This is a genomic window from Flexivirga sp. G2 (genome assembly GCF_055397625.1).
Map to the genome: position 1 here is coordinate 1,570,510 of NZ_AP039675.1, position 19,032 is coordinate 1,589,541.

The following is a 19,032-nucleotide window of genomic DNA, read 5'->3' on the forward strand; positions in this document are numbered from 1 at the left end:
ACGGATCGCCCCTACCGCCGCCGACGGATGCCCAGAATGCGCGCCGGCCACTCGACGACACGGCCGACACCCCGGCGGAACACCGCGCGACCGGAGGCGGGCAGCACCGCGGACGCGAACCGCTGCGGCCACGACTGCTGACGCCGTACGCCGTCGATGACCTCACGTGCCTGCGGGTCGATCGATGTCGCCGCGGTGCCCGGCGCGGCATACCGCTCCTGTTCCAACGTCCGCAGCATGCTGTGCAACGCGTCCAGCCCGGACGGGGGCAGCGCGGCGCGTGATCGGTAGTAGCGCTCGGTCGCGCGCGGTGACGACTCGGCATCCGGCGGCGGTATGCCGAGATCACCGAGCCGCGTCTGCAGCACCTGCCACTGCGCCTCGACCGGTCGGTGCTCGCGCAGCCGGGCACTGATCGACTCCCGGTGCCGTCGTGCGAGCAGCGGCAGCACCAGTGCGCCGAGCAGGCCGATCACCAGCACCACGAGCAGCACCAGCAGGTTCCCGGTCCAGTCCGTATGACGGGTGCCGGTCGTCGGCTTGGGGGCCGTCGACGCGGTCGGTGTCGGGGTGGCCGAGGGTGCGGCCGACGACGACTGCGGCGTGGAGGACTGCGCGGAGGGGGCGTGACCCGCCCCGCCGGGTCCGGTGGTGGCCGTCGTGTAGGTCGGCGCCGCGCCGCTGCGGCTGCCCGGTGTCGGCTCGAACCTGGTCCAACCCATGCCGCGCAGGTAGAGCTCCGGCCAGGCGTGCGCGTTGGACTGCACGACCGAGTAGGTGTCGTTGGCAGCGGGCGTTCCGGGCAGGAAGCCCAGCGCCATCCGGGCCGGTATGCCGTCCGCGCGGGCCAGCATGATCATCGCCGTGGCGAACTGCGTGCAGTAGCCCTTCTTGGTCACCAGGAAGTTGGACAGCGGGTCCAGTTTCCGACCGTTCACGGTCTGCGTCGGCGCCAGCTTCAGCGAGTAGGTGAACGATCCGGAGCGCAGGTAGTCCTGGATGCGCACGGCCTCGTCGAACGCGTCGTCACCGCCGATGCTCGTCGCCAGGGCGCGCACCCGGGAGGCGGACGGCCGGTCCACCCGCAGCTCGTCGGCGAACCGCTGCGTGTCGGTCGGCCCGGCCCGATACGAATCGGGCTGGGGGATCGAGTAGTCCAGCTCGTAGGACTTCACGGACTTGGTGACGTAGGGCTGCTGCGTGGTCGGCGAGTAGCCCCACTGCGACTGTCCGAAGTCGCCGGACTCGATCGGGAACGGCACCGGCACATTGGGTGCGGACATCGTGTTGTCGCTGACCTGCATGTGCTCGACATAACCGTCCGCGGCCCTGCTGGCGCCGTCCGCCGGCGGCAACGGCTTGCCGTTCGGGCTGATGACCAGCCCGGTCGCCTTGGGGAAGTCCCGCCATTCACCGTCCGCGTAGGTGCCGCCCGCAGTGACGCGCAGCGGTGGAGGAGACAGGTCCGTCGTCTTGAAGGTGAGCACCGGTGTGCCGTCGGTGTCGCGCAGGTCCTTGGCCAGGTTGACGGTCGTCGTGAACGCGACGACTCCCTCACCGCCGCCGTTGCCGCCCCGGCCGAGACCCTTGGCGAAGTAGTGCGGCCCCGGGCTCGGCAACAGCACCGGCACGATCAGCGCGAGCAGGATGGTGGCGATGCCGAGCGTGCGCGCCGCTGACGCGAGACCCACCAGTCCCAGTTGATCCTCGTGCAGCGACGGGGTCAGCGCCCTTGCCCGGACCGACGACCAGCTGCGGACCAGGATGCCGCTGCCGTGCGCGAGCATCGTCAACCACGCGGCGGCCAGCAGGATGAAGAAGATCGGGTTGAGCGCCGTACCGGTGTTGGACGTCGACAGCATGTAGATGACCATCATCGGCACACCGGCCAGCGCCGGCTGGCGACTGGTCACCGACAGGAAGTCGACGGCGATCGCGAGCCCGGGGACGATCAGCTCGAGCATCATCTGCAGGCCCGGGGTCACGGCCGCCGGTGCGGACGACTGCCGGACGGTGTCGTTGGCCTCCCGCACCAGATCATGTATGGCGGAGGCGAACGTCGAGTCCAGGTGATCGTGCAGGTTCAGCAGCGCCACGACCACGAGCAGCGCCGCCACCTGGGCGAGCAGGATGCCGGCGGCGGGGGACCGGGTGGTGCGCATCGCGGCGCCGACGGCCCCGGTGAACGCGCACAACAGGATCAGCGACGACAGCCACGACCCGCCCTGCAGCAGGGTGGTCAACGGCCAGATCGCCACGACGGAGCCGAGCAGCGCCAGCGCGGTCTCACTGAGCCTTGCCCGCGCGATCACAGCGACCCCACTTGGACGAGTGCCTTGTTGGTCACGACGGTCCAGGCCTGCAGGACGGACACCTTCGGATCGACGATCACGACCCGCCACCCCGCCGCGGCCAACTGGTCACGCACCCGCACCGCGGCCTCGCTGGGCTCGCCGGTGGGGTTGTGCTCGAAGGCTGCGCTGTCGAGCACGAATCCCAGCGCAGCAGCGCCGGGCTGGCGCAGGCCGGCGAGTTCGGAGCCGCGGTCGTCGTCGCCCGCGGCGACCACGGCGGCGACGAGCCGGCCCGCCGTGGATCGTTCCTGGCCCGCCGACAGCACGCGAGTGAACTCCTGGTCGGTGCCCAGCTCGGCGGACGCGAGGTCCTCCACCATCTCCGGGGTCGAGCGCTCGATGAGGTCGATATTGGTGGCGTTCAACGCTTCTCGCGTGACCAGTTGTGTGCGGTAACCCAGCTCGTCCAGTCGCACCAGGACCGAGGCGACCGCGCTGACCGCCCATTCGAAGGAACTCGCGGCGCCGGTGCCGCCGTGTGCCGAGTCCCGGGAGTCCAGCAGCACCAGCGCCGACCGGCGAGCCGGACGGTCCTCCTGGCGCACCATCAGCTCGCCGCGGTGCGCGGTCGCCGGCCAGTGCACCTTCCGCAGGTCGTCGCCGTCGTGGTATGAGCGGATGCTGACGTCCTCCTCACCGTGCAGGGCGACCATCTGCGGTGTCTCGCCGTCGTTGCCGACGCCGGACCCGGGCGGGTGGGAGGCACCCAGCGGGACCACCCGCGGCAGCACCAGCAGCTCGTCGGTGCGTTCCAGCGAACGCGTCACGAAGGTCAGCCCGAAGGGGTCGCGCTGGGTCAGCGTGACCGGGCCCAGCGTGTAGCGCCCGCGCAGGTGACTGCGCACGACATACGTCACCTCGCGGGTGGCGCCCGGCTCGAGCCTGGCGACCACGAACCGCGGCCGGTCGCCGAGCACGTAGTCGATGCGTTCCTCGGCCAGGTAGAGCCGACTGGACCGGCGGTCGACGTTGGTGAAGGTCACCCGCACCTCCGCGCGCTCATCCGGTATGGCGGTCGGTGGTGTCACGACCCGCTGCACCTCGATGTGCGGCGCGGTCCGGCGCGCGAAGACCAGCGCGAGCAGGGCGAGCACGACGAGCAGCACACCGACACGCACGATGTCCTCGAACCCGAGCACGATGCCCGCGGCGCCGAGCACGATGCCGGCCGTGAGGAAGCCCCGGCCCAGGCCGGTGAAGGTATGCCGCCGCGATCCGGCCATCAGCGGGCGCCGGTGGGAACCGCCACGCGTCGCACGATCTCGGTCAGCACGCCACCGACCCCGCGATGCAGGTGCTGGTTGTCGCTGGCCAGGATCACGCGGTGCGCGAGCACCGGTCCGACGAGTCGCTGCACGTCCTCGGGTATGACGTGGTCGCGTCCGGACAGCGCCGCGACGGCTCGCGCGGCGCGCAGCAGCTGCAGCGAGGCGCGCGGTGAGGCGCCCAAGCGCAACGCGTTGCTGTCCCGTGTGGCGCCGGCGATGTCGACGATGTACTGCCGCAGCGCCGGGCTGGCGTGGACCTGGGTGACGCGGCGCGCCATACGTTGGACGGTGGCGCCGTCGGCGACCGGCGTCAGTCGGTCCAGTGGTGACGTCCCGCCGTGTACGTCGAGCATCTCCAGTTCGGCGGTCGCCGTCGGGTAACCCATCGAGATGCGTGCCATGAAGCGGTCCCGCTGTGCTTCCGGCAGCGGGTAGGTGCCCTCCATCTCGATGGGGTTCTGGGTCGCCATAACCATGAACGGCTCGCGCAGTTGGTAGGTGTCGCCGTCGACCGTGACCTGACCCTCCTCCATGCACTCCAGCAGCGCCGACTGCGTCTTGGGCGAGGCGCGGTTGATCTCGTCGCCGACCACGATGTTGGCGAAGATCGCCCCGCGGCGGAACTCGAAGGTGCGGCTGTCCTGGTTGAAGACGCTGACGCCGGTCACGTCACTGGGCAGCAGGTCCGGGGTGAACTGGATGCGGCGCATCGGGGAGTCGATCGATCGTGCGAGTGCCTTGGCCAGCATCGTCTTGCCGGTGCCGGGCACGTCCTCGAGCAACAGATGGCCGCCGGCGAGCAGCACGACCACCGCCGTCTCGATGACGTCCGACTTGCCCTCGATGACCGATGAGACGGCGCGGTGTATGTCGTTCGCCAGGTGCTGGACGTCGTCGATCGAAGCAGGCGGGTCAACAGTGGCTCCGGTCCCCGGTGCGACGGAGTCCGTATGAGTTGTGGCGGGCATGTCTCGATCCTGCCTGATGGGCGGCCACCGGTCACCTCATTCAGCGAACGACCGGACCCAAATGTGACCGGGCGGCACCGTGCGAGTGAGTGCCTGCCGGCTACCCCCACTCTTCCCCACCTCGTCCCCGGCGTCGCGGTCCGGCCACTCCGCTGGGCGCCACATCCCCGTCATGGCGCGGTTCGACCCGCACCCGGCCGGGTGGTTCAGACGCTGTTGGGGTTCGGATCCGCGTTTTCCTCCCCACCTCGCCCCACCGGCTCTGACCTGCGGAAACAGTGATCTTCGGGCGACATCCGGCACAAGGTGGGGCGACAGGTGGGGGGAAGTGGAGTAGAGTGGGGGACGTTGGTGGGCACGCGGCAGAAAGAGGGAGGTGCGGTCGATGTTTCTCGGCACGCACACCCCTCGCCTGGACGAGAAGGGGCGTCTGGCACTGCCCGCCAAGTTCCGCGACAAGCTCGCCGGGGGACTGGTCATCACGCGGGGACAGGAGCACTGCCTCTACGTCTTCGCGATGGCCGACTTCGAGCAGCTCACCGCGCAGATGAGCAGCACCCCGGTCACCAACCGCGCGGTCCGCAACTTCCAGCGCGTGCTGCTGTCGGCGGCATCGGACGAGATCCCCGACAAGCAGGGCCGGGTGACCATCCCCGCGGTGCTGCGCGAGTACGCCGGGCTCTCCAAGGAGTGCACGGTCATCGGCACCGGCAATCGGGTCGAGGTGTGGGACACCGCGGCCTGGAACGACTTCCTCGCGGCAACCGAGGACGACTTCGCCGACCAGGGCGAGGAGGTGATTCCTGGCGGGCTGTTCTGATTCTCGGCCTCCATCCGCTTCTCGGGCGGGCGATTCCGGCGCACCTTCCCCGGTGCCGGACTCACCGATCCGAACGTTCGAGCGGCTGGGGACCAAGGCTCAGAAAAGTCCGCCGGGCATCACTGCGATGAACGACAGCACGACACGAACGACCGCAGACCAGATGACGACCACGCAGAGGGAGACGGGCGTGACCGCACGGGGCGCAGCCGAACGGCATACGCCGGTGCTCGCCGCCCGGATCACGAAACTGCTCGCGCCCGCACTCGATCACGCCGGCGCCGTGTTCCTCGACGGCACACTCGGCATGGGCGGGCACAGCGAGGCGATCCTGCAGGCGTGCCCCGAGGCGACGGTCTACGGCGTCGACCGCGACACCGACGCGCTCCGCCTGGCGGGGGAGCGGCTCGCGGCATACGGGGATCGGTTCCGGCCGGTCCACTCCGTGTATGACGAGGCCGTCGACGCGCTCGCCGAACTCGGCGTGACGTCCGTCGACGGCGCGCTCTTCGACCTCGGGGTCTCCTCGCTGCAACTGGACGAGACCGACCGGGGGTTCGCCTACAGCGTCGACGCCCCGCTGGACATGCGCATGGACCAGACCCGTGGGCAGACCGCCGCCGACGTCCTCAACACCTACTCCGCGGCCGACCTCGAACACATCCTGCGCGTGTATGGCGAGGAGCGTTTCGCCCGCAAGATCGCCGGGGCGATCGTGCGCGAGCGCGACCAGCGGCCGTTCACCGACTCGGCCCGACTCGTGGAGTTGCTGCGGCGGGTCATCCCGGCCGCGTCGCAGCGGACCAGTGGCCATCCGGGCAAGCGCACCTTCCAGGCGTTGCGCATCGAGGTCAACGGCGAACTCGCGTCCTGGGAGGCCGCGCTGCCGGCCGCGATCGACGCACTCGCGGTGGGCGGCCGGATCGCGGTGCTGTCGTACCACTCGCTGGAGGACCGGATCACCAAGCGCGCCCTCACCGCGGGTGCCACGAGCACCGCACCGCCGGACCTGCCGGTCGAACTCCCCGAGCACGCGCCGTACCTGAAGTTGCTCACCCGCGGCGGTGAACAACCGACCGACCAGGAAATTGCCGACAACCCGCGCGCGGCGTCCGCACGATTGCGCGCTGCCGAACGTATCCTCCCCACTAACCGTGGGGTCCAATCAAGGACGAAGGGACTCCGTCGATGAGCCAGCTGACTGCGCTCCCACGGCCTGCCACGAGGGCCGCCCGAACGGCACAGCCTGCCCGCCGTACCACCTCGAGCACTCCGCGACTGCGTGTCGTCGAGACCCAGGAGGCGGCAGAACACACCGGTGTCGGCTTCGTCCTGTTGTGCGTCCTGCTCCTGGTCGGCGGTCTGCTGTCCCTGCTTCTGCTCAACACCAACCGGGCGCAGGAGTCCTTCGCGATCGACAAGCTGCAGGCGAAGTCGGCTGCGCTCACCGACGAACAGCAGCAGCTGTCCGGTGAGATCGACGCGCAGTCCGCTCCTCAGCAGCTGGCCCTGCGCGCGCAGCAGATGGGCCTGAAGCCGGCGAGCAAGGTCCGTTACGTCCGCAAGGCGGATGGCAAGGTGCTCGGCGTGGCGAAGCGGTCCGCCAAGGACTCCGCGATTACGGTGGGCACGCTGCCGTCGACACCCGCTTCGCGGGCCGCGGGCACGGCCGTCAGCGCAGCCTCCTCGGGCCTGCTGGTGACCGAGCCCCCGACCTTGAAGGTGGAGAAGGCGAAGCCGGAGAAGACCACCAAGACACCCGCCAAGACGTCCGGGACCGCCACGTCCAAGACGCCCGCCAAGGACGCGAAGAAGCCCGCCAAGAACTCGTCGACACAGTCCGGCAAGACCCCGACCGCGGGCCAGTCCACGACCGCAGCACAGCCCAAGCAGTAGCCGATCATCGCGAGGTAGACAGTGACATCGTCCCGACGCCCCGGAGCACGGTCCGCGCGCTCCAGCAGTTCGGCTCGGGCGTCCGGCGGCAAGGCTCGTGGCGCCGGGTCCGGTTCCACCTCGGGTCACCGGGACGCCCCGTCGGCGCGAACCTCGACCCATCGTCCGAACCGGGCACGGGCCGAGCAGCACACTCCGCGCAAGCGTCCCGCTCCGGCGCAGACCCAGCGGGCGGCCGCTCCGCCACCGGCGGCACCGCGCCGTCCGGTCGCGCTCGGCGTCGGACACCCGCGGCGGCGCGCGCGCATCCTGATGGTCGCGACGCTGATCGTCTTCAGCCTCTTCACGGCGCAACTGCTGCGCATCCAGGGACTCGACGCGAAGGCCGTCTCCGAGAAGGCGCTGAAATCGCGCTTGCGTACCACCCCGCTTCCCGCCCTGCGCGGCTCGATCGTCGACTCCAACGGCGTCGTGCTCGCCTCGAGCGTGGACCGGGTCAACGTCACGGACGACCCGACGGCGACCCAGACCTACAAGAAGCGGGTCAAGGGTGAGGTCGTCACGGTCGGTCTGGCGGGTGCGGCGATCGACATCGCCGACGCCATCGGGGTCGAGCCGCAGCCCATCCTGACCGCGATGCAGGAGGCGTTGAAGAAGAACTCCCGGTTCACCTACCTCAGCAAGAACATCACACCGCGCCAGTGGAAGCGGATCGCCGCGCTCGGCATACCGGGGGTGCTGCCGGAGACCAGCACCCAGCGCGACTACCCGCAGGGCACCTCGGTGGCGCCGCTGATCGGCTGGGTCGACGGCAGCGGCAAGGGCGGCGGCGGTGTCGAGCAGATGCAGCAGAAGGAGCTCAACGGCACCCCCGGAGAGCACGTCTACGAGACCGCACCGGACGGCACGGTCATTGCGACCGGCGACAACAAGGACACCCCGGCGCAGGACGGCAAGAACGTCCAGCTGACGATCGACAACGACCTGCAGTGGTACTCCCAGAACGCCATCGCCGCGGCCGTGAAGAGCTCCGGATCGCTCTCCGGCGAGGTGGTCATCATGGACACCCAGCAGAACCTCAAGGCGGTCGCGAGCTACCCGAGCTTCGACAACAACAATGTCGCCGCCGCCTCGTCCGACGAGCTGCAGTCGGCGCCGTTCAACCAGGCGTACGAGCCGGGTTCGACCAGCAAGGTCATCACCATGGCGGCGTTGCTGGACAAGCACAAGGCGACGCCGACCACGCACGTGACCGTGCCGCCGACGCTGACCCGGGCCGGCACGACCTTCCACGACGCGGAGACGCACGGCACCGAGCAGCTGACCCTGTCGGGCGTGCTGTCCCAGTCGTCCAACATCGGCACGATGCTCGCCGGTAGCCGGTTGCCGAAGGGCACGCTCTACAACTACATGCGTGCGTTCGGCCTGGGGCAGACCTCCGGCCTCGGCTACCCGGGTGAGTCCCAGGGTGTGCTCTCGCCATACAAGAACTGGAGTGCCACGCAGCGCTTCACGGTCATGTTCGGCCAGGGCCTGGCGAGCACGGCGGTGCAGGAGGCGTCGGTCTTCGCGACGGTCGCCAACGGTGGCGTCAAGGAGCCGGTCAAGCTGATCAAGGGCATCGGCACGAACACCGCCGACGGCACCGACTACACCGCGCCGCAGGACACCCGCAAGGCCAAGCGCGTCGTCACCAAGTCGACGGCAGCGCAGCTGACCAAGATGATGGAGGGCGTGATCTCCACGACCGGCACCGCGAAGGCCGCCGGGGTGCAGGGATTCTCCATCGCCGGCAAGACCGGCACCGCGGACCGCTACGACCCGAAGCTGGGCCGCTACAACGGGGTGACCGCGTCGTTCATCGGGTTCGCGCCGGCCAACAACCCGCGCTACATCGTCGCCGTCACCCTGCAGCACCCGACGAGGGGCAGCACCTTCGGTGGTGACGTCGCCGGCCCGGTGTTCTCCAAGATCATGAGCTACGCGTTGCAGAAGGCGGGCGTCGCACCGACCGGCAAGCAGGCGTCTCCCTACCCGCTCACCTTCACTGCGAGCAGTCGCAAACCCTGAGAAGACATGATCGCGTTCACACTCGAAAACATCGCCACGGTCACCGACGGCACGCTGCACGGTGTCGACCGGACGGTCGACGGACCCGTCGTCACCGATTCGCGGGAGGCCGCGCCCGGCAGCCTGTATGTCGCCCGCGTCGGCGAGCACGCCGACGGCCATGACTTCGCCCCGTCCGCCGTTGCGGCCGGAGCCGTCGGAGTCCTGGGCTCACGAGCCCTGCCCGGCATACCCACCGTCGTGGTCGCGGACGTGCAACAGGCCTTCGCCGCGCTGGCCCGCGCCGTCGTCGACAGGGCGCCGCAGTTGCGGATCGTCGGCATCACCGGCAGCTCCGGCAAGACCTCGACCAAGGACCTGCTGGCCCAGGTGCTCGCACCGGTGGGGGAGACCGTCGCGCCGGTCGGCTCCTACAACTCCGAGGTCGGCGTGCCGCTGACCGTGTGCCGGGTGACGTCCGACACCCGCTTCCTGGTGGCCGAGATGGGCGCCACCAACATCGGCAACATCACCTACCTGACGCGGATCGCCCCGCCGTCGATCGGCATCGTGCTCAACGTCGGGACGGCACACGTCGGCGAGTTCGGCTCGGTCGAGGCGATCGCGCAGACCAAGGGCGAACTCGTCGAGGCGTTGCCCACCTCCGGACTCGCGGTGCTCAACGCCGACGACCCGCGGGTCCTCGCCATGACCAGCCGCAGCGTGGCCAGGGTGGTCACCGTCGGCCGCGGCGAGGACGCCCAGGTCCGCGCGATCGACGTGGCGCTGGACGAGCAGGACCGGCCGTCGTTCACGATCATCGGCCTGGACGGCGTCGACGCGCTGCCGGTGCAGCTCGGGCTGCACGGTGAGCACCAGATCGGCAATGCGCTGGCGGTGGCCGTCGCCGCGCGCGAACTCGGTGTCCTCCCCGAGCAGATCGCCGGCGGACTCGCGGGCGCCCGACCGGTCAGCCGCTGGCGGATGGAAGTGCATCAACTGGACCGGGACATCACCCTGGTCAACGACGCCTACAACGCCAACCCGGACTCGATGCGGGCCGCCCTCGCCGCGCTGCAGCGGATGGGCCAGGGCCGACGCACGATCGCCGTCCTCGGGGAGATGCGCGAGCTGGGCGATCTGAGCGAGCAGGCGCATCACGACATGGGCGCGGCCGCAGGAGAGTTCGGTGTCGATCACGTCGTGGTCGTCGGTGCGGGTGCGGAGCCGATCGCTGCCGCCGCGCAAGCGGCCGGGGTCGCCGTCGAACGTGCCGCAGATGTCGAGGCGGCGCACCGGGTCGTGATGCGACTCCTGGCGCCGGGAGACGTCATACTTCTCAAGTCCAGTCGTGACTCCGGTCTGCGTTACCTCGGGGACCGGATCACTGTCGAGCAAGGTGGGTTTCTTCAAGAAGATGGATCGACGCATGCGTAGGCCCGATGTGCCGAAACCGCCTCTCCGGACCGGGTTCCGCGAGTCGAGCCGAAGGACTCTCCGGTGAAGCTCGTCCTGATCGGAGCGCTCGTCGCGCTCATCGTCGGTCTGGTCGGCACCCGGGTCTTCATCGACTTCGTGGTCCGCAAGGGATACGGCCAGTTCGTCCGTGACGACGGCCCGACCAGCCACCACACCAAGCGCGGCACCCCGACCATGGGCGGTGCCGTCATCATCGCCGGCTCCGTCGCGGGCTACGTCCTGGCCCACCTGCTCACCTGGGACGCTCCCACCGCGTCGGGTCTGCTCGTCATGTTCCTGATGGTCGGCCTGGGTCTGGTCGGGTTCCTGGACGACTGGATCAAGATCTCCCGGCAGCGCTCCCTCGGGCTGCGGTCTGCCGAGAAGCTCATCGGCCAGACACTCATCGCCGTGATCTTCGCCGTGCTGGCAACGAAGTTCTCCCGCGACGGCATCACGCCGGCGAGCTATCACATCTCGTTCGTGCGGGACACGTGGTTCAACCTGGCCGCCGGCGGTACCGCCATCGGCGTCGTGCTGTTCGTGATCTGGGCCAACGTGATGATCGCCGGCACCAGCAACGGGGTGAACCTCACCGACGGTCTCGACGGTCTGGCGACCGGAGCCTGCGTGATGGTCTTCGGTGCCTACACGCTGATCAGCGTCTGGCAGTTCAACCAGAACTGCCAGTTCGTCACCTCGTCCAAGTGCTACAACGTGCGCGACCCACTCGACCTCGCCGTCGTCGCCGCGTGTGTCATGGGTGCCTGCTTCGGCTTCCTGTGGTGGAACGCCTCGCCGGCCAAGATCTTCATGGGTGACACCGGTTCGCTCGCCCTGGGCGGTGCTCTTGCCGGGCTGGCGATCACCACCCGGACCGAGCTGCTCGTGGTCATCATCGGCGGACTCTTCGTCATCGAGACGCTGTCGGTGATCCTGCAGGTCGGGTCGTTCAAGCTGCGGCACAAGCGGATCTTCCGGATCGCGCCGGTCCATCACCACTTCGAGATGCTCGGCTGGAACGAAGTCACCGTGACGATCCGCTTCTGGATCATCTGCGGGCTCTGCGTCGCCGGTGGGCTCGGCCTGTTCTACGCCGAGTGGGTCGTCGGCGGTGTCTGAGCCGGACAGCAACCGGTCCGCGAAGCGCCTGGACGACCTGACCCATCGCGACGCCGACTGGGCCGGCCTGCGGGTCGTGGTCGTCGGGCTCGGTCTGTCCGGGTTCGCCGCCGCCGATGCGCTGATGCAGCGCGACGCCGCCGTGACGGTGGTCAGTCGCGACCGCAACGAGACGATGGTCAAGCGGGCCCAGATCCTCGAGGTGTTCGGCGTCACCGTGCTCTTCGGTGACGAGGTGCCGCCGGCTCCGCCGGAAGGCACCGAGCTGGTGGTGACGTCCCCGGGTGTGCCGCCGCACAACCCGTTCCTGGTCGCCGCCGCCGAGGCCGGCATCCCGATCTGGGGCGAGGTCGAACTCGCCTGGCGGATGCGGCCGGCCGAAGGTGCCGCACCGTGGCTGACCCTCACCGGCACCAACGGCAAGACCACGGCCGTGACCATGCTGGAGTCGATCCTGCAGGCCGCCGGGTTGCGCGCGGTCGCCGCCGGCAACGTCGGCACGCCGATCCTGGAAGCAGTGCTGCACCCGGAGCCGTTCGAGGTGCTCGCGGTTGAGCTGTCCAGCTTCCAGATCCATTGGTCGCAGAGCCTGTCGCCATACGCGTCGTGCCTGCTGAACGTCGCTCCGGACCACATCGACTGGCACGGTTCGTATGACGAGTACCGACGCGTCAAGGGGAGGGTCTTCGAGCGGACCCAGGTGGCCGCGGTCTACAACGTGCAGGACCCGACCACCGAGCAGCTGCTGATGGACGCAGATGTCGTGGAGGGTTGTCGCGCCATCGGATTCACCACGGGCACCCCGGCGATCTCGATGGTCGGGGTCGTCGACGACGTGCTCGCCGACCGGGCATTCATCGAGGACCGGCGCAACAGCGCTGCCGAGCTCGCGACGATCGACGACCTGACGATCGACGGGGTGCCGCCGGCACCGCACTACATCGCGGACGCCCTGGCCGCGGCCGCCCTCGCGCGCTCCTACGGAGTCACGCCCGCCGCGGTGCAGGCCGGCCTGCGCGCCTACCGTCCGCAACCGCACCGGGTGCAGAGCGTCGGCCGGGTCGACGACGTGATCTACATCGACGACTCGAAGGCCACCAACACCGACGCCGCGCTGGCCTCGGTGACCGCCTACGAACACCTCGTCTGGATCGCCGGGGGCCTGCTCAAGGGCGCCGACGTCGACGGGCTCGTGCAGGCCGCGGCACCGCGACTGCGTGGCGTGGTGCTGCTGGGCCGGGACCGCGAGCGGCTGGCGGAGGCATTGCGCCGACACGCGCCGGATGTCCCGGTCGTCGACGTCGCCAGCACCGAGACTGGGGCCATGGTTGAGGTCGTCCGCGCCGCGCAGTCGCTCGCCCGACCCGGTGACGTGGTGCTGCTGGCGCCGGCCGCCGCTTCGATGGACATGTTCGACAACTACGGCGCCCGTGGGGACGCGTTCGCCGCAGCCGTCCAGGGTCTGTCATGAGTTCGACGAGTTCGACCGAGTCCGGTTTCGACCTCTCCCGCTTCCAGCCCAAGAGCCTGATGCGTCGGCTCGAGTCGCCGGTCGCTCCCTATTACCTGCTGCTCGGTTCGACCGGCATGCTGCTGCTCTTCGGCCTCGTCATGGTGTTGTCCGCGTCGAGTGTCACGTCATACCAGGCGAGCGGTTCGTCATACACCGTCTTCAAGAACCAGGCGATGTATGCCGCCATCGGCGTCGTCGCCGCCGTCATCGCCAGCCGCGTGCCGGTGCGAGTGTGGAAGTGGCTCGCGCTGCCGGCGTTCGCCGGTGCGGTGCTGCTGCAGATGGCGGTGTTCTCGCCGATCGGCCGCACCGTGCAGGGCAACCGGAACTGGATCGGCTTCGGCAGCTTCACCGTGCAGCCCTCCGAGGCCGGCAAGATCGCGATCATCCTGGTCGCCGCCATGGTCCTGACCCGCAAGCGCAAGGTGCTCGGCGAGTGGCGGCACGTGGTCATCCCGCTCTTCCCGATGGCGCTGTTGCTGCTCGGGCTCGTGCTGCTCGGTCACGACCTCGGCACCACGATGGTGCTCGCGTCGATCGTCGGGGCGGTGCTCTTCGTGGCCGGTGTCCGGATGCGGTTGTTCGCGATCGTCGGCGGGTTCGCAGCCGTGGTCGCCGCCGGATTCGTGGCGACCAACAGCAACCGCACCGGCCGGTTGGACGTCTGGCTCGGCACCTGCCTCAACGCCGACACCCCGGGTTGCTACCAGAAGCTGCACGGCCTCTACGCGATGGCCGACGGCGGCTGGTGGGGAGTCGGTCTCGGTGCCAGCCGGGAGAAGTGGTCCTGGCTGCCGGAGGCGCACAACGACTTCATCTTCGCGGTCATCGGCGAGGAGCTCGGCCTGCCGGGCACCCTGGCCGTCGTCGCCCTGTATGTCGCTCTCGGCTACGCCTGCTACCGGCTCATCGTGACGAGCACGGACTTCTTCGTCCGATTGGCGACCGCGGGCATCATGACCTGGATCCTCGTCCAGGCGATGATCAACATCGGTTCGGTGACCGGCCTGCTGCCGATCATCGGTGTCCCGTTGCCGTTGGTCTCCTCCGGTGGATCCGCCCTGGTGACAACGCTGCTCGCGCTCGGCATCCTGATCTCGTTCGCCCGCAACGAACCGACCTGCAAGGCCGCCCTCGAGGCGCGACCGAGCGCGGTCAAGCGCACGCTGGCCGTGTTGCCGCTCGCGCGTCGGTAGTCTCGCTCGCGGGCCCGGGGCCGCCCCACCGTCCACAACTGGCTACTGTCGTCAGTTACTCGCCCGACGGCCCGCGAAACGGCGAGTAACTCGCAACTGTCGTCACTTATCCAGGTCACGAGGATCATGAGTCAGCCTTCACCCCGTTTGAAGTCCGTCCTGCTCGCCGGCGGCGGCACCGCCGGCCACATCTCGCCGCTGCTGGCGACCGCGGATGCGCTGCGCCGGCGCCACCCGGACGTGCGCATCACCGTGCTCGGTTCGTATGGCGGCCTCGAGGAGACGCTGGTCCCCGCTCGTGGCTACGACCTGCGGCTGATCGACAAGGTCGCGTTCCCGCGCCGCCCCAATGCCGACGCGGTGCGTTTCCCGGTGAAGTTTCGCGCCGCGCGCAAGGCCGCCGCACAGATCGCCCAGGAGGTCGACGCCGACGTCGTGGTCGGCTTCGGTGGCTATGTCAGTCCGCCGGCCTTCCTGGCCGCCCGCAAGCTCGGGTTGCCGATCGTGGTGCACGACGGCAATGCCCTCGCCGGCCTGGCCACCAAGCTCGGCTCGCGCTTCAGCAAGCACGTCGCCACGGCGTTCTCGGTCACCAAACTGCCGAACGCCCAGGTGGTCGGTATGCCGCTGCGTCGCGAGATCACCACGCTCGACCGGGCCGCACTGCGACCGGAGGCGTTGGACACCTTCGGCCTGCGCGGCGACCGTCCGACCGTGCTGGTCACCGGCGGATCGAGCGGTGCCGTGCGCGTCAACGAGCCGGTCGCTGCTGCGGCTGCAGCCTTCCGCGACGCCGGTGTCCAGGTGCTGCACGTCACCGGCAAGGGCAAGGAGGTGACCGTGCCGGCGGCCGGTCCGAACGACCCCGCCTACGTCGTCCTCCCGTATGCCGACCGCATGGACCTGGCGTACGCGGCCGCCGACCTCGTCGTCACCCGATCCGGCGGCAACATGGTGTGTGAGACCTCGACGATCGGCCTGCCCGCGGTCTTCGTGCCGCTCCCGGTGGGCAACGGCGAGCAGCGACTCAACGCCACCGACGTCGTCGACGCCGGCGGAGCCCTGCTGGTCGACAATGACGACTTCACCACCGATTACCTTCAGCGGCAAGTGATTCCGCTGGTCCAGGACGAGGAGCGGTTGGCCCGCATGTCCGATGCCGCTCGCGCCCAGGGACACGGTGACGCCGATGAGCGACTGGTCGACATGATCGAAGAGGCCGTCACCCAAGGTGGTTGAGGAGCGGGGGAGCGAAGCGGAGGAGCGTCTCGAAATGCGGAGCACCTTGAGGAGTTCGTGAGGGACGAGCGAGCGTCTCGAAAGGCTCCGCCAGCACTAAGGATTTCGATGCAAGGACAGGTGACATGACCGATCACGCACCCGATGGCGTCAACCGCCGTTTCGATTTCGCCGCGCCGCTGCCCGCCCTGGCCGACATCCGGGCGGCTCACCTGATCGCGATCGGCGGCTCGGGTATGTCGGGCGTCGCCCGCCTGTTGCTCGATGCCGGCGTCGCGGTGAGCGGGTCGGATCGCGCCGACAGCCCGGTGCTGGACGAACTACGGGCGGCGGGGGCCGAGGTCCGTGTCGGACAGACCGCCGAGAACGCTGCGCTGATCCCCGACGGGGCGGTCGTCGTGGTGTCGTCGGCGATCGCGGAGGACAACCCGGAGCTCGCCGCGTCGCGTGCACGCGGCTTGCGGGTGCTGCACCGGGCACAGGCGTTGGGTGTGCTGATGGCCGGGCGAGCGGCACTCGCCGTCGCCGGCGCCAACGGCAAGACGACGACCAGCGCCATGGCCATCGTGGCGCTGCGGCACGTGGGTGCTGACCCCTCGTTCGCGATGGGCGCCCCGATTGCCGGCATCGGCGCCAATTCCGGTGTCGGTCAAGGAGATTCGTTCGTCGTCGAGGCTGACGAGAGCGACGGTTCGTTCGTCGTCTATCACCCCCAGGTCGCGATCGTGACCAGCGTTCGTGACGACCACCTGGATTTCTACGGGACGTCCGAGCGACTGCAGCAGGCGTATGCCGACTTCGCCGACACCGTTCGCGACGACGGTCTGCTCGTGGCGTGTGCGGACGACCCGGGTGCCGCGGCGCTGGCCGCACGGCACCGACAGCTGGGGCGACGCGTCGTCACCTACGGTCGGACCGCCGATGCCGACCTGCGACTGGCCGACGAGTCGGGGTCCGGATTCGATGGGAGCGCAACGCTTCTCCCGGCATCCGGTGGAAGCGTGCCGCTGCGACTGAAGGTCCCCGGCGCGCACAACCTGCAGAATGCGGCAGGCGTCGCCCTCGCGATGGCCGAGGGGTTCGGCATACCGCTGCAGGAGGCCGTGGCCGGGCTGGGCGAGTTCGCCGGATCCGCGCGCCGTCTCGAGCCGCGCGGCGAGGCCGCGGGAGTCCGCGTCATCGACGACTACGCGCACAACCCCGACAAGCTTGACGCGGCCGTCCGCGCCGGCCTCGGCCTCCGCGACGGCGGCCGGTTGCTCACGGTGTTCCAGCCCCACCTCTACTCACGGACGCAGCACGCCGCCGCCGGACTCGCCGCGGCCCTGTCGCAGAGCGATGTTGTCGTCGTGCTGGACGTGTACGCGGCCCGCGAGCAGCCCGTCCCGGGAGTGACGGGTGCGCTGATCGCCGATCAGGTCACGAACGCCGAGGTTTCGTACGCGCCGTCGCTCGACGACGCTCTGCGGGCCGTGCTGGACCGGGTCCGGCCGGGCGACCTGGTCATCACCGCCGGCGCCGGCGACATCACCACGTTGGGCCCGCGGATCCTGGCGGCCCTGACTCCCTGACACAACCACGGCGGTTGAGGAGGGGGAGGCGCAACGAAGGCGGGAGCGGGGGAGCGTCTCGAAACCCCGCACTCTTCACCACCGGGCGAGCGCCGCCCAGCGGTCCATGTCGACCATATAGCCGTCCCGCACGAGGGCCTGCTGCAGGCGTGCCCGGGAGCCGACGTCGATGCCGGCATGCTCGTATTTGCGGCGACCGGCCCGCAGATGGCTGCGTGCCGTGTCGATGCTGATGCCGAGGCTGCGCGCGAGGGCCTTCGCGGTCGGTGCTCGCCGGCTGGTGTATGCCGCCATGATCTGCAGTTCACGGTCGGTGAAATGCGGCTCGCCGGTCCGCTGCTCCGGTCGCGACACCCGGTCCGCCTCCACAACGGCCGCGATCTGTGCCGCGATCTCCCCCGTCGGGGTGTCCGGTGTGATCCACTGCTGACAGCCTTCGCGCTCGGCACGGGCACGTAACCGGTCGTCCGACTCGCCGATCACGATGGCGCTGCTGCCGACGTCGTACAACGCCCGGACCTTCAGCGACAGGGGGACGTGATCGTCCAGGTACGCGTCGATGACGACCACTGCGGCGGAGAAGTCCCACCGGGTGATGAATTGAATCCAGGAGTAGCCACAGTGTTTGACCGGTCGTCCGGCCGCCAGCAAAAAATCCTCGATTGCGTGTGCGACTATCGGGCTGCTGTGCACGATGTAGGTGCTGCTTCGAGGCGCCATGCCGCCCAGTTTCCCCGACCATGAGGAGATCAAGGTGACAAATCCCGAAACTCCTTCGGTGGGAGACGAACTCTCGACACCGATGCGCCGGGTCGACGTCATCAGCCCCTTCGCGCTGCACCGCGAGGCGCTGGCGGACACCTTGCGGAAGTCGGGTGCCTTCGCCCTCGTGGGAGAGCACGCTGCCGCGGAGAGCGGCCGGGACCACGACGTCACCGTGGTCGATCTCCCGGCGCTGGGTATGGCGGCGGTGCGCACGATCGTCCGGGAGCGTCCGACGGTTGCCTGGGGCGGTTACCTGCACACCGGCACGGTCGCGGAGCTGGTCCAGGCGGGGCTGCGTGGCTACGTGTCCGTCATCGGCGCGCAGCGTGACCTGGTGGTCGCCGCCGTGCGCGTCGCATCCGGCGACCTGTCGCTACCGGAACTCGCCGCGTCCCCGGTGCGGCTGACGCCCGCCGAACAGCGCGTATGCCGGGCCTACCTCGTCGAGCACGCCGATGCGCCGCGAGCGCAGGTCGCGGCGCAGCTCGGGATCAGCGAACGCACCCTCAAGGTGCACCTTGCGAACGTCCGCGCCAAGGTCGACAGCACCGCCGCCAATCGGGTCGAGCTTGCTCGCCAGCTGCACGCCAGGGGCATGCTCGCGGGCTGACCGCCCGTGTAAAGAATTCTTCTGTTCACGCACATGGACGTGCGTTCATACCGGCGAGTAGTCCCTTGTGACTATACCGAACCTTTACTGAGTAAAGAGTTAGTAAAGTCCGGATCGACGACCGAAAGCGCGGGGATTTTACGGCTGACCAGCCGCCGGATTCGGTTGTCACAGTCCGTCATTTTCATGACCAGCAAGGGGAA

15 protein-coding genes are annotated in these 19,032 nt (G+C 69.3%); 11 read left to right on the top strand and 4 right to left on the bottom strand.

The window, feature by feature from the left end; all coding sequences use genetic code 11:
- Nucleotides 1-11 precede the first annotated feature (11 nt).
- From ACZ50J_RS07580 to ACZ50J_RS07590, 3 genes are read right to left on the bottom strand one after another with little or no spacing between them, the layout of a single operon-like run.
- Nucleotides 12-2,312: a transglutaminase TgpA family protein gene (locus ACZ50J_RS07580; RefSeq protein ID WP_464300657.1), complete on the bottom strand. Its 2,301-nt coding sequence runs from the start codon at nt 2,310-2,312 to the stop codon at nt 12-14.
- The gene (locus ACZ50J_RS07585; protein WP_464300658.1) at nt 2,309-3,577 is read right to left on the bottom strand and encodes a DUF58 domain-containing protein; all 1,269 of its coding nucleotides are present in this window, start codon (nt 3,575-3,577) and stop codon (nt 2,309-2,311) included. The genes ACZ50J_RS07580 and ACZ50J_RS07585 overlap by 4 nt, the downstream gene beginning before the upstream one ends.
- Nucleotides 3,577-4,590, bottom strand: a complete 1,014-nt coding sequence (locus tag ACZ50J_RS07590) for an AAA family ATPase (protein ID WP_464300659.1) — start codon at nt 4,588-4,590, stop codon at nt 3,577-3,579. The genes ACZ50J_RS07585 and ACZ50J_RS07590 overlap by 1 nt, the downstream gene beginning before the upstream one ends.
- A 385-nt stretch (nt 4,591-4,975) precedes the next feature.
- Between ACZ50J_RS07590 and mraZ the strand changes: the two genes are divergently transcribed.
- The 10 genes from mraZ (at nt 4,976) to murC (ending at nt 17,454) form a co-directional block, all read left to right on the top strand.
- Nucleotides 4,976-5,410: a division/cell wall cluster transcriptional repressor MraZ gene (gene mraZ, locus ACZ50J_RS07595; protein ID WP_464300660.1), complete on the top strand. Its 435-nt coding sequence runs from the start codon at nt 4,976-4,978 to the stop codon at nt 5,408-5,410.
- A gap of 163 nt (nt 5,411-5,573) precedes the next feature.
- Nucleotides 5,574-6,602, top strand: a complete 1,029-nt coding sequence (gene rsmH, locus ACZ50J_RS07600) for a 16S rRNA (cytosine(1402)-N(4))-methyltransferase RsmH (protein WP_464300661.1) — start codon at nt 5,574-5,576, stop codon at nt 6,600-6,602.
- The gene (gene ftsL / locus ACZ50J_RS07605; RefSeq protein WP_464300662.1) at nt 6,599-7,306 is read left to right on the top strand and encodes a cell division protein FtsL; all 708 of its coding nucleotides are present in this window, start codon (nt 6,599-6,601) and stop codon (nt 7,304-7,306) included. Before rsmH ends, ftsL begins: the two co-directional genes overlap by 4 nt.
- Before the next feature lie 21 nt (nt 7,307-7,327).
- Complete coding sequence (locus ACZ50J_RS07610) at nt 7,328-9,376, top strand: peptidoglycan D,D-transpeptidase FtsI family protein (protein ID WP_464300663.1); 2,049 nt, start codon at nt 7,328-7,330, stop codon at nt 9,374-9,376.
- Nucleotides 9,377-9,382: 6 nt separating this feature from the next.
- Nucleotides 9,383-10,792 carry a UDP-N-acetylmuramoyl-tripeptide--D-alanyl-D-alanine ligase gene (locus tag ACZ50J_RS07615; RefSeq protein ID WP_464300664.1) on the top strand — a complete coding sequence of 470 codons (1,410 nt, stop codon included), beginning with the start codon at nt 9,383-9,385 and terminating at the stop codon, nt 10,790-10,792.
- A gap of 63 nt (nt 10,793-10,855) precedes the next feature.
- Entirely contained in the window at nt 10,856-11,935 is a 1,080-nt protein-coding gene (mraY, locus tag ACZ50J_RS07620; RefSeq protein WP_464300665.1) for a phospho-N-acetylmuramoyl-pentapeptide-transferase, read from the top strand.
- Complete coding sequence (gene murD, locus ACZ50J_RS07625) at nt 11,928-13,406, top strand: UDP-N-acetylmuramoyl-L-alanine--D-glutamate ligase (RefSeq protein WP_464300666.1); 1,479 nt, start codon at nt 11,928-11,930, stop codon at nt 13,404-13,406. Before mraY ends, murD begins: the two co-directional genes overlap by 8 nt.
- Nucleotides 13,403-14,644: a putative lipid II flippase FtsW gene (ftsW, locus tag ACZ50J_RS07630; protein ID WP_464300667.1), complete on the top strand. Its 1,242-nt coding sequence runs from the start codon at nt 13,403-13,405 to the stop codon at nt 14,642-14,644. The genes murD and ftsW overlap by 4 nt, the downstream gene beginning before the upstream one ends.
- A 126-nt stretch (nt 14,645-14,770) precedes the next feature.
- On the top strand, nt 14,771-15,883 hold the full coding sequence (gene murG / locus ACZ50J_RS07635; protein WP_464300668.1) for an undecaprenyldiphospho-muramoylpentapeptide beta-N-acetylglucosaminyltransferase: 1,113 nt from the start codon (nt 14,771-14,773) through the stop codon (nt 15,881-15,883).
- 125 nt (nt 15,884-16,008) lie between these two features.
- Complete coding sequence (murC, locus tag ACZ50J_RS07640; protein WP_464300669.1) at nt 16,009-17,454, top strand: UDP-N-acetylmuramate--L-alanine ligase; 1,446 nt, start codon at nt 16,009-16,011, stop codon at nt 17,452-17,454.
- Nucleotides 17,455-17,529: 75 nt separating this feature from the next.
- Here murC and ACZ50J_RS07645 read toward each other — a convergent pair whose 3' ends face one another.
- Nucleotides 17,530-18,174, bottom strand: coding sequence for a helix-turn-helix domain-containing protein (locus ACZ50J_RS07645; protein WP_464300670.1), 645 nt, complete (start codon nt 18,172-18,174; stop codon nt 17,530-17,532).
- A 58-nt stretch (nt 18,175-18,232) separates the two neighbouring features.
- On the opposite strand from ACZ50J_RS07645, the gene ACZ50J_RS07650 reads away from it, so the two are divergent.
- On the top strand, nt 18,233-18,829 hold the full coding sequence (locus ACZ50J_RS07650; protein ID WP_464300671.1) for a LuxR C-terminal-related transcriptional regulator: 597 nt from the start codon (nt 18,233-18,235) through the stop codon (nt 18,827-18,829).
- Nucleotides 18,830-19,032 lie beyond the last annotated feature (203 nt).

Excerpts from the sequence above, each read along its gene's own strand:
- rsmH (WP_464300661.1), top strand. The coding sequence starts at position 5,574 with ATGACGACCACGCAGAGGGAGACGGGCGTGACCGCACGGGGCGCAGCC.
- mraZ (WP_464300660.1), top strand. The coding sequence starts at position 4,976 with ATGTTTCTCGGCACGCACACCCCTCGCCTGGACGAGAAGGGGCGTCTG.
- ACZ50J_RS07585 (WP_464300658.1), bottom strand. The coding sequence starts at position 3,577 with ATGGCCGGATCGCGGCGGCATACCTTCACCGGCCTGGGCCGGGGCTTC.
- ftsW (WP_464300667.1), top strand. The coding sequence starts at position 13,403 with ATGAGTTCGACGAGTTCGACCGAGTCCGGTTTCGACCTCTCCCGCTTC.
- murG (WP_464300668.1), top strand. The coding sequence starts at position 14,771 with ATGAGTCAGCCTTCACCCCGTTTGAAGTCCGTCCTGCTCGCCGGCGGC.
- ACZ50J_RS07615 (WP_464300664.1), top strand. The coding sequence starts at position 9,383 with ATGATCGCGTTCACACTCGAAAACATCGCCACGGTCACCGACGGCACG.
- ftsL (WP_464300662.1), top strand. The coding sequence starts at position 6,599 with ATGAGCCAGCTGACTGCGCTCCCACGGCCTGCCACGAGGGCCGCCCGA.
- ACZ50J_RS07645 (WP_464300670.1), bottom strand. The coding sequence starts at position 18,174 with ATGGCGCCTCGAAGCAGCACCTACATCGTGCACAGCAGCCCGATAGTC.
- murC (WP_464300669.1), top strand. The coding sequence starts at position 16,009 with ATGACCGATCACGCACCCGATGGCGTCAACCGCCGTTTCGATTTCGCC.
- ACZ50J_RS07590 (WP_464300659.1), bottom strand. The coding sequence starts at position 4,590 with ATGCCCGCCACAACTCATACGGACTCCGTCGCACCGGGGACCGGAGCC.